The sequence below is a fragment of the Ornithinimicrobium cryptoxanthini genome (assembly GCF_023923205.1).
Classification (GTDB): Bacteria; Actinomycetota; Actinomycetes; order Actinomycetales; family Dermatophilaceae; genus Ornithinicoccus; species Ornithinicoccus cryptoxanthini.
This window is the reverse complement of record NZ_CP099490.1, coordinates 309,276-323,140: the sequence shown is the minus strand read 5'-3', so window position 1 is coordinate 323,140 and position 13,865 is coordinate 309,276. Positions and strand designations below refer to the sequence as shown.

Sequence of the window (13,865 nt, the reverse complement as noted above, 5' to 3'; positions counted from 1 at the left end):
CAGGTCGGATCTGCCCGCCCGCCCTCGCCGGACCAGCGAGTGCTCGTCCTCAGCCGACCTGCAGCACGGTCATCCGGTGGGCGGCGCGGGTCAGCACGACATACAGCACCCGGGGTCCGCCTGGCGACTCCTCGATGATGGCCTCGGGGTCGACGACGACCGTCGCGTCCCACTCCAGGCCCTTGGAGGACAGCGGGTCGATCAGCACGACCCGACCGTCGTGACGACCGACCACGCCCGCCAGGTCCGGGGTCCACCGCTGTGGCGCGATGACCGCGATCGACCCGGCGACCTCCTCGGACAGCTCCTCCACCGCTGCCGCGACCGCCTCGGCGACGGCGACACCCTCTGCGGCCACCGGCACCTCGCGCGGCTCGACCCCGGTGTCCCGCACCGCATCCGGGATGTCGGCATCGGGGACATACCTGCGGATCAGCCGCTCGGCATACTCAAAGATCTCGCGGGCATTGCGATAGTTGGTCCGCATGTGGAAGTGGCGTCGGACCGAGCTGCCGAACGCCTCCTCGCGGGCCACCAGGGACTCCTCGGCATCCGGCCACGAGCTCTGCGCGGCGTCGCCGACGACCGTCCAGGACGCCCAACGCCCCCGACGACCGAGCATCCGCCACTGCATGGGCGACAGGTCCTGGGCCTCGTCGACGAGCACGTGGGCATACTCGTCCGCAGCGGTCACCCGCCCCGCCATGAGGCGATCCCGGGGGTCGTGCGAGATCCGCTCGCCCGAGCCATCGGACGGCAGGCTGCCCGCCCCGACCGCCTGGTCACGGTCCGTGCCCACCCGCAGCGCCGCCACGCCATACTGCGAGGCGTCGTCCAGCTCCTCGACCTCATAGAAGCCCCGCTCCTCCGAGGGCAGGTCCACCATGGCCCCCAGCCGCGCCGCGAGCTCGTCGACCAGCGCGACGTCGGACACGCTCCAGGTGCCGGTCTCCAGCGCGGTGCGCAACGACGCAGAGAATATGTCGGCGCTCTCCTGACCGACCAGGTCACCGGCGAGCCGGGTCGCGGTCGCCGGGTCGGCCAGCCACAGGAGTGCCTCGCGGGGATCGATGGGACGAGCCCACTCCCGGGCGAACGCCTCGACGTCGCCCGAGTCCTCGAACTTGTCGAGGAACTGCTCGCGGTCACCGTCACGCACCGGCTCGGGGTCGTGCCCGCGCACCTGCGTCCAGGCGGCCTCAGCCAGCTCGCGCAGGGCGACCTCATAGGAGTTGTTGCGCTGGTGACGGCGGTGCACGGCCCGACGCACCCGGTCGAGCACGGGCTTGTCGAGCCGGATGGCGTGGCCGCCGACGAAGGCGCGCAACAGCTCCGGGGTGTCCGGAGCGGGCTCGCGCAGCAGCCGGCCGAGCACCGCCCGGATCCGCAGCGACCCCTTGATGGCGGCGGCATCGGGCGGGTCGTTGCGGGTGGCCGTGATGCCTCCGACCAGGTCCCCGACCGAGCGGAGCACGACCGAGTCCTCGCCGAGCCCGGGCAGCACCCGCTCGATATAGGCCGTGTAGGCGGCGGACGGGCCGACGACCAGGACACCCCCGGACTCGAAGCGGCGCCGGTCCGAATAGAGCAGGTAGGCGGCCCGGTGCAGGGCCACGACCGTCTTGCCGGTGCCCGGGCCGCCCGTGATCTCGGTGACACCGCGGGCGCTCGCGCGGATCGCCTCGTCCTGGTGCTGCTGGATCGTGGCGACGATGTCGCGCATCCGCTGTCCGCGAGCGCGCGTCAGAGCGGCGATCAGTGCGCCGTCCCCGACCACGACCAGGTCGTCCGGGGCCTCTGCGACCATCAGGTCGTCCTCCATGCCGACGACCAGCTCGCCCTGGCTGCGCAGCACGCGGCGGCGCAGGACCCCCTGCGGGTCCACCGGGGTCGCTCGATAGAACGGGGCGGCCGCCGGGGCACGCCAGTCGATCACCAGAGGTTCGTAGTCGTCGTCGCGCACCCCAAGTCGTCCGACGTAGCGCACCTCACGGTCCGCGGGCTGCCCCTCTGCCGCGTGGTCGAGGTCGAGCCGGCCGAAGACGAGACCCTCGTGCTGGTGCTGCAGCGAGGCCTGTCGGCGTGACGCGGTGAAGACGAGGGCGTCGCGCTCATAGAGGCCCGCCATCTCCTCCTCACGGGGGTCACCGGTGCCAGCACGATCGGTCTGCCCCCGGGCCATGCCCTCCGCATGCACGAGCTGGACGCGCTCCACCGCCTTGGCCAACTCGCCGTAGACGCGGTCAACGTGCGCCTGTTCCGCTGCGATCTCGCGGGCGACGACGTCCTCGTTGAGTGCGCTCAAGTGGGCTCCATCCCCTCCACCGGACGGCATGGGTCACGGGTTTTCGGGCCGTCGCGGGTCGGACTAGCCTACCTGCCCGGTGGGACCGTCCACATCCGATCGGTGGGGTGGGAAGTCTGACCGCAGGACTGCCGACGTCAGATCCAGCCGCGCCGGGCAGCCTGGACCCCTGCCTGGAATCGGGTCGCCGCAGCCAGCCCCTGCATCAGGTAGGCGACCCTGCGCTCCACCGTCCGGGTCGAGACCCCCAGGCTGCGCGAGATCTGCTGGTCCGTCGCACCGCTGGCCAGCAGGCTCAGGACGCGTCGGTCCCGCTCCTCCAACGGCGCACCCTCAGCCTCACCGGACCTGATCGCCAGCGTGGGGCCCATCGGCGTCGAGAGCTCGAAGGCGATGTCGCACATGGCCGCCAACGCCGCGACGGCCGGCAGCCGGCGCACCACGAACGAGCCGTCTGCCCGCGCGTCGTGGCGGGAGAGGTCGACCAACGCGGTCTTGTCATCCACGATGAGTCCGCTGAACGGGAGTCCGTCCGCCACCGCGATCCGCACACCCGCCCCCGCCGCGGCCTCCAGGGTCGCCAACACGTCGTCGTGGACGAACAGCGCCACGTCCACCACGAGGGTGATGGCCGAGAGCGGGATCTGGGGACGTCCGAGCACCAGCGGGTCGTCCCGGATCAACCTCAGGGAGGCCGGTGAGTCGTCCATGAACTGGCGGATCCGCACCTCGGCCGAGGCGACCAGGGCGTGTGCCGCGTGCACGACCTGGTCGATCGACCGGAGCATCTCGACGCCCATCAGCGTGGCCTCGGCCGGGTCGGTCATCGACTGCCGCCACATCGCTCCCAGCTCGCCGGCGGTGGCGCGGGTCGATCGGGCACGGGCCTCCAGCGCTCCCGCCAGTCGCGGCAACGCTGTCTCGGGCGGGACGATCTCCCAGGTCCCGTCACCGAGCGGGCTGATCAGGTGTCTGCTGGCCAGGATTGCCGTGGCCTGGTCGATGTCCTGATGGTCCAACCCGGCGTGCAGCAGACCCTCTCGCGTCGGGGTCCCCAACCGCAGCATCGTCAGGTAGCACCCCGTCAGATAGTCCTCAAACTGGCCGTCGTCCGCGGTCTCGAGACGCTGCATACGGTGCCTTTCGTGCGTGGTGTCCGGCTGTTGCGGGGAGACCAACCAGTGCTTGACAGCGCAAGGCGTGGTGTCGGATATCCGTCAATGACTATAAACCGTCAGGCCTCAGCGTGACATCTGCTCCGTCCGCGTGTCAGGGTGTGGCTACCGGCTCAGCCGGGTGGGGATGTGCGAGTCGACTGTTTTCCCCCCGAGGCAGTCAGACACCTGCCCCACAGCGTGGCCTACCTGGGAGCTACCCCCCTGCTTCCCAGGTGGGCCACGCCCCATTCTGGAGGCCGTCTTCGGCCGGCGCCCGCCGCTGGGCTTAGGGTCATCTCGTGAGGGTTCTCGTCCTAGGCTCCGGCGCGCGCGAGCACGCCATCGTCCGTGCACTCGCCACCGACCCCACCGTCGACGCGGTCCTGGCCGCTCCCGGCAATCCCGGCATCGACCTCGTGGCGCAGTGCCTGCCCGACTGCGGGCCGGTCACCGACCCTGCCGCCATGTCCAAGCTGGCGCAGGACCTGGACGTCGACCTTGTGGTCGTCGGCCCAGAGGCACCCCTGGTCGCCGGGGTCGCGGACGCGATCCGGGCCCGCGGCATCGCCTGCTTCGGGCCGAGCGCGGCAGCGGCTGCCCTCGAGGGCAGCAAGGCGTTCGCCAAGGAGGTCATGGCCGCCGCCGGCGTGCCGACCGCCCTGGCCCACGTGTGCTCCACCGAGGACGAGGTCATCTCAGCCCTCGACGCCACCGGGGCCCCCTACGTCGTCAAGGATGACGGGCTCGCCGCGGGCAAGGGTGTGGTCGTCACCGACGACTACACCGAGGCTGTCACGCACGCGCTGGCCTGCCTGGCCAAGCCCGACGGCGTCGTGGTGATCGAGGACTTCCTCGACGGCCCCGAGATCTCGCTCTTCTGCATCAGCGACGGCACCGAGGTCCGTGCGCTGGCCCCTGCGCAGGACTTCAAGCGGATCGGCGACGGCGACACCGGGCCCAACACCGGCGGCATGGGTGCCTACAGCCCGCTGCCGTGGGCACCAGACGGCCTGGCCGAGGATGTCATCACCAGGATCGCGCAGCCCACCATCGATGAGATGCGCCGGCGCGGCACCCCGTTCGTGGGGGTGCTCTATGTCGGGCTGGCCCTGACCTCCCGCGGGCTGCGGGTGATCGAGTTCAACGCCCGGTTCGGCGACCCGGAGACCCAGGTGGTCCTGGCCCGGCTGCGCACCCCGCTGGGCCAGCTGCTGGACGCCGCCGCCCACGGCCGGCTCAGCGAGCTGCCCGAGGTGAGCTTCCACCCCCACGCCGCCGTCGCTGTCGTCCTGGCGGCGCAGGGCTATCCGGCTGCCGTCGTGACCGGCGGAGCCATCGCCGGTCTCGAGGAGTGCGCCGCCCTGGCCGACGTCCAGGTGCTGCACGCCGGCACGGCCGCCACGCTCGAGGGACCGATCGCCTCCGGTGGTCGGGTCCTGTCAGTGGTCGGCACCGGCCCCGACCTGGCGACCGCCCGCGAGCGCGCCTACGCCGGCATCGGCGTCATCACGCTGGAGGGCGGCCAGCACCGCACCGACATCTGTGAGCGCGCCGTGGCCGGGACGGTCCTGTGAGCCACGACGCCGAGGCCGGGCTGCCCGGTGAGCTCCCGGGCTACCTGCCGCTCTATTCGGGCAAGGTCCGTGAGCTCTTTGCCCCGATCGACCCGGAGACCGGGCTGGTCGACCGCTCACGACTGCTGCTGGTCGCCTCGGACCGGATATCCGCGTTCGACCACGTCATCGACAGCCCCATCCCGGACAAGGGCGCAGTGCTCACCCAGCTGTCCCTGTGGTGGTTCGACCAGCTCGCCGACCTGGTCCCCCACCATGTGATCGACACGGCCGTGCCGGCGCAGGTGGCCGGGCGGGCCCTGAACGTGCGACGGCTGCGGATGCTGCCGGTCGAGTGCATCGCCCGTGCCTATCTGACCGGCAGCGGGCTGAGTGACTACCGCGAGACCGGATCGGTCTGTGGGGTCGAGCTCCCTGCGGGTCTGGTCGACGGGTCCCGGCTGGCCGAGCCGATCTTCACACCGACGACCAAGGCTCCTTTCGGTCAGCATGACGAGCCGATGCGGTTCGAGGACGTGGAGGACGAGCTGGGCCCGGCGCTCGCGGCCCGCGTGCGCGACCTGACCATCGCGATCCTGGCCAGGGGCAACGAGATCGCCGCCGACCGGGGGATCCTGATCGCCGACACCAAGGTGGAGTATGGCGTGGACCCGGTCTCCCTCGGCCTCCCGACAGCGGACGCCGAGGAGGAGATCGACTGGACGACAGTCGACCCCGACGCCATCCAGGTCGTCCTGGCAGACGAGGTCCTGACCCCTGACAGCAGCCGCTTCTGGCGCGCCTCGCAGTGGGAGCCGGGCCATCCGCAGACGTCCTATGACAAGCAGGTGCTGCGCGACTGGCTGCTCTCCGCCGACAGCGGCTGGGACCGCTCGAGCAACCAGGCACCACCACCCTTGCCGGACGAGGTGGTCGAGCTGACCCGGGCACGCTATGTCGAGGCCTACGAGACACTGACCGGGCGGACGTTCGCGCCCGACCCCGCGGCGTCCGACCCCACCACGCCCAATCCCGCGGTGCCTGACGCCGCTTCGTCCGGCCCGACCGTCCAGCCCTAACGCCCGAGCCAGCAGCGACGTCCGAGGAGTCCGCCCGCCGTGCAGAACTATGCGTTGACCGCCATCCCGGGCGGCGCCGCCCTGTCTGAGTTCCGGGCCAGGGCGCTGCTGAGCGCCCTGCAGGCCGCCGTCCCCCGCGTCACCGGGCTCACGGCACGCTATGAGCACTGGGTGGCCACGCAGTCCCGCCTCAGCGAGGAGTCGGCGGCCAGGCTGGCGGCACTGCTGACCTATGGAGAGCCTGCTCCAGCAGCTCCCGGCGGGTCCGGGACACAGCGCCAGGGCCGTCAGGTCGCGGGCGGTGAGGCACTCATCGTCGTCACGCCCCGCCTCGGCACGATCTCTCCGTGGGCCAGCAAGGCCACCGACATCGTGCACAACTGCGGCATCGACATCCACCGCGTCGAGCGGGTCACCGAGCACCGACTCACGCTTGACGGCCCCGAGGACCTCACGGAGCAGGAGTGGGCGGCCTGCGCCGTGCTCCTGCACGACCGGATGACCGAGAGTGCCCTGCCCAGCCAGGACGACGCCGCCGCGCTGTTCACCGAGCGCGAGGCCGCGCCGATGGAGCACGTCGACGTGCTGGGCCGCGGGCGAGCGGCCCTCGTCGAGGCGGATGCCGCCTACGGCCTGGCCCTCGCACCGGATGAGATCGACTATCTGGTCGAGGCCTTCACCGGGCTGGGCCGCAACCCCACCGACGTCGAGCTGACCATGTTTGCCCAGGCCAACTCCGAGCACTGCCGGCACAAGATCTTCAACTCCGAGTTCATCATCGACGGCGTGCCCCAGCCCAGCAGCCTCTTCGGGATGATCCGCCACACCGAGGCCCTCAACCCGCAGGGCACGATCGTGGCCTACAAGGACAACGCCTCGGTGATGGCGGGCGGCCCGGTGACCCGCTGGCTGCCCGAGGGCAGCCTCGAGGGGCCGGCGGCGCTGGCCCGCCCCAGCCGCTACGCCGAGCGGCAGGAGGACGTCCACGTCCTGATGAAGGTCGAGACACACAACCACCCGACGGCGATCTCCCCCTTCCCCGGCGCCGCGACTGGCGCGGGCGGCGAGATCCGCGACGAGGGCGCGACCGGACGGGGCTCGGCCCCCAAGGCCGGCCTCAACGGGTTCGTCGTCTCCAACCTGCACCTGCCCGGCACCGCCGAGCCGTGGGAGGCACAGGCCTATGGCGCACCCGGCCACCTCGCCACCCCGCTCGAGATCATGATCGACGGCCCGCTCGGCGCTGCGGCCTTCAACAACGAGTTCGGCCGACCGGCCCTCGGCGGGTTCTTCCGCGTCTATGAACAGACGGTCGACGGCGTGCGCCGCGGCTATCACAAGCCGATCATGAGCGCCGGTGGACTGGGCTCGATCAGCGCGTCACAGACCCAGAAGGTGCTCTTCCCGGCCGGGTCGCTGCTGATCCAGATCGGCGGACCGGGCATGCGCATCGGCATGGGCGGCGGCGCCGCCTCTTCGATGGCCGCCGGCGACAACGCGGCCGAGCTGGACTTCGACTCGGTCCAGCGCGGCAATCCTGAGATGGAGCGAAGGGCGCAGGAGGTCATCAACCACTGCTGGTCGCTCGGCGAGCAGAACCCGATCCTGGCCATCCACGACGTCGGAGCCGGCGGCCTGTCCAACGCCTTCCCCGAGCTCGTGGACGACGCCGGGCTGGGTGCTCGCTTCGACCTCGGCGCCGTCCCACTGGAGGAGTCCGGGCTGGCGCCCAAGGAGATCTGGTCCAACGAGAGCCAGGAGCGTTATGTCCTGGCGATCGCGCCGGAGTCGCTGGCCGACTTCGCGGCGCTGTGCGAGCGCGAGCGCTGTCCCTTTGCCGTCGTCGGAGTGGCGCAGGACGGCGGTCAGCTGGTGCTGTCGGACATCTCCGACGTGGCCCCATCACCCACGGACGGCGACCGCGCCGGGGGCAGACCTGCCGACCGAGCTGTCGACATGCCCTTGGAGGTGCTGCTCGGCAAGCCACCGAAGATGACGCGTGACGTGCAACGGCTCCAGCGTTCCGCCCCCGACCTGGAGCTGGCCGGCCTGGACGATTCCACGCTGCGCGACGCGGCCTACTCCGTGCTGCGCCACCCGAGCGTGGCGTCCAAGAGGTTCCTAATCACCATCGGTGACCGCACGGTCGGCGGGCTCAGCCACCGTGACCAGATGGTCGGTCCCTGGCAGGTGCCGGTGGCCGACGTCGCGGTGACTCTCTCGGACCACCTCAGCCTGTCCGGTCAGGCGATGGCCTCCGGCGAGCGCACGCCGCTGGCGTCCGTGGACGCACCGGCCTCGGGTCGGATGGCCGTCGGTGAGGCGCTGACCAACCTGCTCGCAGCCCCTGTCACGCTGCGCGAGGTCAAGCTCTCGCTCAACTGGATGGCCGCCTGCGGCGAGCCTGGTGAGGACGCTGCGCTCTATGACACGGTGCACGCCGTCGCCATGGAGCTGTGCCCGGCCCTCGGCATCGGGGTCCCCGTCGGCAAGGACTCGCTGTCGATGCGCACGACCTGGACCGAGCCATCCGCGAGCGCTGACATCGGCGGCGGCGAGATCCGCAAGCAGGTCATCTCGCCGGTCTCCCTCGTGACCACGGCGTTCGCCTCGCTGCCCGATGTGCGTGGCACCCTCACGCCACAGGTCCACCCGGGTGACGAGCTGATCCTCATCGACCTCGGCGCGGGACGGAACCGCCTCGGCGGCTCGATCCTGGCGCAGGTCCGCGGCGAGTTTGGCGGGAGCGTCCCCGACCTGGACGACCCGCAGCAGATGACCAACCTGGCCGCAGCCCTCGGTGCGCTGCGCGAGGCCGGCCTCGTCACGGCCTACCACGACCGGTCCGATGGCGGGCTGTGGGCGACCCTGTGCGAGATGGCCTTTGCGGGGGCGGTGGGCCTGGACGCCACGGTCCCGGACGTGGCCGCGCTTTTTGCCGAGGAGCTCGGTGTGCTCCTGGGGGTCTCCGAAGGGTGCGCCGAGCAGGCCGTCGCGGTGCTCGCCGAGCACGGCCTGGGTGAGCTCACCCACCAGGTGGGTCAGGTCCGCAGCGACAGACGCGTGCGCATCAGCGTCGGCACGAGCAGGCTCGACGAGACGGTGCGCGACCTCGCGCAGGCCTGGGACGAGGTCTCCTGGCGCATCTCGACCCTGCGCGACAACCCCGAGTCAGCCGCCGAGGAGCACGAGGCCTTCGGCGCCGACGGTGACCCGGGTCTGCCGCTGCGGACCACGTTCGACCCGGCTGATGACATCACCGCGCCCTACCTCAACGCGGGGGTGCGACCTGCGGTGGCGATCCTGCGTGAACAAGGGGTCAACTCCCACGTCGAGACCGCCTTCGCCTTCGACCGGGCCGGCTTCGACACCTTCGACGTGCACATGACCGACCTGCAGGCCGGCCGCTTTGACCTGGCCGACGTCGTGGGCCTGGTCGCGTGCGGCGGCTTCTCCTATGGCGACACGCTCGGCGCCGGGGAGGGCTGGGCCCGCTCGATCCTGTTCAACGCTTCGCTGACCGACGCCTTCGGGACGTTCTTCACCCGGCCGGACACCTTCGCGCTGGGCATCTGCAACGGGTGTCAGATGTTTGCGGCGCTGGCCGACCTCATCCCCGGCGCCGAGGCCTGGCCGCGGTTCACCCGCAACCGCAGCGAGCAGTATGAAGCCCGCCTCAGCGCCGTCGAGGTGCTCGACAGCCCGTCGCTGTTCTTCACCGGGATGGCCGGCTCGCGGATCCCGATCGCGGTCGCGCACGGTGAGGGCCGCGCAAACTTCGCGGCCCGCGGCGACGAGCAGGCGGTGCTGGCGGCGGCCCGCTATGTCGACAACCACGGCCAACCTGCTACGACCTATCCAGCCAACCCGAACGGCTCCCCTGGCGGGCTGACAGCGGTGACGACCCCGGACGGACGCTTCACCGCGATGATGCCGCACCCCGAGCGGGTGCAGCGCAACGCGCAGCTGTCGTGGACACCGGGCAACATCGACGAGGCCAGCCCCTGGCTCCGGATGTTCCGCAACGCCCGTGTCTGGGTGGACTGACCTGCGGTCAGGAGTTCCCCTCGCCTTCCTCAGGCGTTCCCCTCAGCGCCCTTCCGAGACGTCCCCTCAGCGGCGGCCCAGTCGTCCAGGGCTGCCTGGACCTCGGCGTCGCTCTTGGTCAGCTCCGTGCCCACGATCCACTGATGCCCGAAGGGGTCGCGGATCCGGCCCTGGCGCGCGCCATACGGCTGGTCGGCAACCTCGAAGATGACCTCGGCCCCCCGCTCGACGGCGGCGGCCACGACCGTGTCCGGATCGTCGCAGAGGACGTCGATGATGACCCCTGCGCCGTCTGGCCCGGGTGCGCGATCGACGTGGTCGGCATCCTTGACCTGCAGCACGTCTCCGCTCGGGAGCTCCAGCTGGGCGAAGACCACTGCCTCACCCATGGTGTGCCGACTCTGCAGTCTCGCCCCGAGCACCTCTTGATAGAACTCGATCGCGCGCTCAGCACCCTCGACCGCGAGCTTTGGTCGGACTCGGATCTCGTTCATCGTCATCACCGTAGCGGTCACTCCCCTGACGTGCGCCTCCACCGCAGTGGTCCACTCCGGCTGGCCCACCATGCTGTTGGTGCTGTGCTTCCACCACCACCAGGTCGGGGGCCGTGTCGCCCGTTGCACCTCACGAGCAGCCGGGAATCGCCGACCGCCGCGGTCCCGTGCGATCAGCTCGGGGGTGCTCCAGCCATCGACAGCGCCGACCGACGGATCTCCGTCCGGGAGCAGGGCCAGGACGAAGCCTGTGCCGGTCAGCGCGTCCACGACGTCACGCAGCATCAGATTTTGCGCGCACGACTCCAGGCGCGCCTGGAAGGACTTCGACCAACCACGCCGGAGTGCATAGGCCCGTTGACTCAGGCCCTCGTCGTGCCGGAGCCGGCGCATGACCAGAGCGATCGTCTCCACGACCCCCGTGGCTGTCTCGAGCCGGGCACGCGCCTGCAGCAGCTCTCGCGCCAGGGTCGGACGCAGTGGCCCGGCTCCCCTGACAACCTGTGCTCTGGGCGTGCGCATCGCACGAGTGTGCCCGGTCGGCGCGCGCCGCCCTGACGGCCTGTGGATAACGGGGAAGGTCGACGGCGCAGACAGGCAGTCAGGCGCAGACAAAGGCCGCAGGGGCCCCACCTGCCGCAGGATATGCCCTGCCCCCTCTGGTGGGGCAAGGACAACCGGTGCGCACCTACTCTGCCCCTCCTGGTGGGGCAGGGACACCCCGTGCGCAACTACTCTGCCCCCTCTGGTGGGGCAGGGCATATTGTCGCGAGGGTGCCCTACTGGGCGGTCCAGCCACCGTCCATGGTGTGCGAGGTCCCGGTGACCATGCCGGCGTCATCCGTCATCAGGAACGCCGCCAGCGCCGCCACTTCGTCGGGCTCGCACAGTCGCTTGATGGCCGAGCGCGTCAGCATGATCTTCTCGACCACCTCGCTCTCGGGGATCCCGTGGGTGGCCGACTGGTCGGCGATCTGCTGCTCGACCAACGGAGTGCGCACATAGCCAGGGTTGATGCAGTTGGACGTCACCCCGTGCGGAGCGCCCTCGAGCGCGGTGACCTTGGACAGACCCTCCAGCCCGTGCTTGGCCGAGACATAGGCCGACTTGAAGGCCGAGGCCCGCAGGCCGTGGGCCGAGGAGATGTTGATGACCCGCCCCCAGCCCTGGGCATACATGTGCGGCAGCGCAGCCCGGACGAGCAGGAACGGCGCCTCGAGCATGAGTCGGTGGATGAGCCGAAAGTCCTCGGGGTCGAACTCGTGGATCGGTGCAACCCGCTGCACCCCGGCGTTGTTCACCAGGACGTCGCACTCCAGGCGCAGCTCACCGAGCGCGGCCGTGTCCGACAGGTCCACGTGCCATGCCTCGCCGCCGATCTCGCCCGCGACCCGGTCTGCACCGCCCTTGTCCCGGTCGGCCACGATCACTCGGTGACCTTCCCGGGCCCCCCGCCGTGCGATGGCCTCACCGATCCCGCTGGCCCCGCCGGTGACCAGCACCGTCCGCATCGTCATCGTCCTCGCTCCTCAATCATTGGCTGGTCTGACGGGACAGGGGCGCCAGTTGCGGGCTCTCATCCACTACGCCGCATCCTCCGTGGCAACCCCACCCCTGGTCTATGTGTGGAGCCAACATGCCTTGACCGCGATTTGTGTGGATTCCTCACATCGGCCGCCGCCGGGTTCGCGCCTAGGTTGTGGAACCATGAACGCCGCAGAACACCACGACGCCCCGCAGCAGGGTGAGCGCAGCACGGGTCAGACCGTGGCGCTGTCGGCCAAGGGCCTCAGCAAGGACTTCCGGGGCTTCCGCGCCGTCAACAACGTGGACCTGGACGTCGTCGAGGGTCAGATCCACGCGCTGGTCGGCCCCAACGGCGCCGGCAAGACGACCCTGTTCAACCTGCTGACCGGCTACATCAAGCCGACCTCGGGCACGATCACCGTGCACGGCAAGGACATCACGGGCCGCGAGCCCGAGCAGATCGCCCATGAGGGCGTGGCCCGCTCCTTCCAGATCACCAGCCTGTTTGACAACCTGACTCCCCGCGAGCACGTGGAGCTGGGACTGCAGGGCATGGCCGGCGGCGGGATGCGCTTCTGGCGCTCGGACAAGCAGCTGCGTCAGTATCGCGAGCGCGCCGACCAGCTGGTCGACGAGGTGGGCCTGTCCGCCCTCGCCGACCGGCCTGCGGGAGAGCTCGCCTACGGGCAGAAGCGGGCCCTGGAGATGGCCCTGGTCATCTCGTTGGACCCGACGGTGCTGCTGCTCGACGAGCCGACGGCCGGCATGGGGCGCGAGGACGTCGACCGCACTATCGAGCTGGTCCAGCAGATTGCCAAGGGCCGCACCGTCGTCTTCGTCGACCACAACATGCATGTTGTCGGCAGCCTCGCCCACCACGTCACCGTGCTCATGGCCGGTGAGGTGCTGGCCCGCGGCACCTACGAGACCGTCCGCGCCGACCAGCGCGTGATCAACGCCTATCTCGGCGAGGAGAGCAATGCTTGAGATCACCGGCCTGCAGGCCTTCTATGGCGAGGCCCAGGCACTCCATGGCGTGGACCTTCGGGTCGACGAGGGTGAGGTCGTCACGCTGGTGGGCCGCAACGGCGCCGGCAAGACGACGCTGCTCCGCTCGATCATGGGTCTGCACCGCGACGTCCGGGGCAGCATCACGCTGAACGGTGCGGAGATCACCACCCTCGCGTCGCACAAGCGCGCCCGACAGGGACTGGGCTGGGTGCAGGACGACCGCGGGATCTATGCCTCCCTGACCGTGGAGGAGAACCTCACCCTTCCCACGGTGACCCACCCCGACTCCGCCTGGTCCCTCAGCGAGGTCTACGAAGCCTTTCCTGTCCTGGCCGACCGCCGCAGGGCACCCGGCACCACCCTCTCTGGCGGTGAGCAGCAGATGCTCGCCGTGGCGCGGGTGCTGCTCACCGGCGCGCGACTCCTGCTGATGGACGAGCCGAGTGAGGGCCTGGCACCCGTCATCGTCCAGCAGATCCGCGACATCCTGCTGCGCGTCAAGGAGCAGGGCACGACGGTCCTACTGGTCGAGCAGAACGTGAAGTTCGCCTCGACAGTCGCCGACCGCCACTACGTCCTCGCCGAGGGTGCGGTCGCGGCCAACCTGGACAACAGCGAGTTCACCCAGCGCCAGGACGAGCTGCTCACCTACCTCGGCATGTAGCCCCCACCACTGTCCCCAACTCCACCAC

9 protein-coding genes are annotated in these 13,865 nt (G+C 70.5%); 5 read left to right on the top strand and 4 right to left on the bottom strand.

What is annotated here, in order from left to right:
• Nucleotides 1-49: 49 nt before the first annotated feature.
• Nucleotides 50-2,335: a HelD family protein gene (locus tag NF557_RS01510; RefSeq protein ID WP_252621340.1), complete on the bottom strand. Its 2,286-nt coding sequence runs from the start codon at nt 2,333-2,335 to the stop codon at nt 50-52.
• A gap of 107 nt (nt 2,336-2,442) precedes the next feature.
• A complete protein-coding gene (locus NF557_RS01505) occupies nt 2,443-3,438 on the bottom strand; it encodes a helix-turn-helix transcriptional regulator (RefSeq protein ID WP_252621339.1) in 996 nt (331 codons plus the stop codon).
• A gap of 323 nt (nt 3,439-3,761) precedes the next feature.
• On the opposite strand from NF557_RS01505, the gene purD reads away from it, so the two are divergent.
• The 3 genes from purD to purL are packed head-to-tail and all read left to right on the top strand — an operon-like array spanning nt 3,762 to nt 10,141.
• A complete protein-coding gene (gene purD, locus NF557_RS01500) occupies nt 3,762-5,036 on the top strand; it encodes a phosphoribosylamine--glycine ligase (RefSeq protein WP_252621338.1) in 1,275 nt (424 codons plus the stop codon).
• On the top strand, nt 5,033-6,094 hold the full coding sequence (locus NF557_RS01495; protein WP_252621337.1) for a phosphoribosylaminoimidazolesuccinocarboxamide synthase: 1,062 nt from the start codon (nt 5,033-5,035) through the stop codon (nt 6,092-6,094). The genes purD and NF557_RS01495 overlap by 4 nt, the downstream gene beginning before the upstream one ends.
• Before the next feature lie 39 nt (nt 6,095-6,133).
• Entirely contained in the window at nt 6,134-10,141 is a 4,008-nt protein-coding gene (gene purL / locus NF557_RS01490) for a phosphoribosylformylglycinamidine synthase (protein WP_252621336.1), read from the top strand.
• Nucleotides 10,142-10,170: 29 nt separating this feature from the next.
• On the opposite strand, the gene NF557_RS01485 is transcribed toward purL, so the two are convergent.
• Both NF557_RS01485 and NF557_RS01480 read right to left on the bottom strand, forming a co-directional pair.
• A complete protein-coding gene (locus NF557_RS01485; RefSeq protein ID WP_252621335.1) occupies nt 10,171-11,157 on the bottom strand; it encodes a VOC family protein in 987 nt (328 codons plus the stop codon).
• A 257-nt stretch (nt 11,158-11,414) separates the two neighbouring features.
• Nucleotides 11,415-12,152 carry a 3-hydroxybutyrate dehydrogenase gene (locus NF557_RS01480; protein ID WP_252621334.1) on the bottom strand — a complete coding sequence of 246 codons (738 nt, stop codon included), beginning with the start codon at nt 12,150-12,152 and terminating at the stop codon, nt 11,415-11,417.
• Between the two features lie 190 nt (nt 12,153-12,342).
• On the opposite strand from NF557_RS01480, the gene NF557_RS01475 reads away from it, so the two are divergent.
• The gene (locus NF557_RS01475; RefSeq protein ID WP_252621333.1) at nt 12,343-13,149 is read left to right on the top strand and encodes an ABC transporter ATP-binding protein; all 807 of its coding nucleotides are present in this window, start codon (nt 12,343-12,345) and stop codon (nt 13,147-13,149) included.
• Nucleotides 13,142-13,837 carry an ABC transporter ATP-binding protein gene (locus tag NF557_RS01470; RefSeq protein ID WP_252621332.1) on the top strand — a complete coding sequence of 232 codons (696 nt, stop codon included), beginning with the start codon at nt 13,142-13,144 and terminating at the stop codon, nt 13,835-13,837. Before NF557_RS01475 ends, NF557_RS01470 begins: the two co-directional genes overlap by 8 nt.
• The last annotated feature ends 28 nt before the right edge of the window (nt 13,838-13,865 follow it).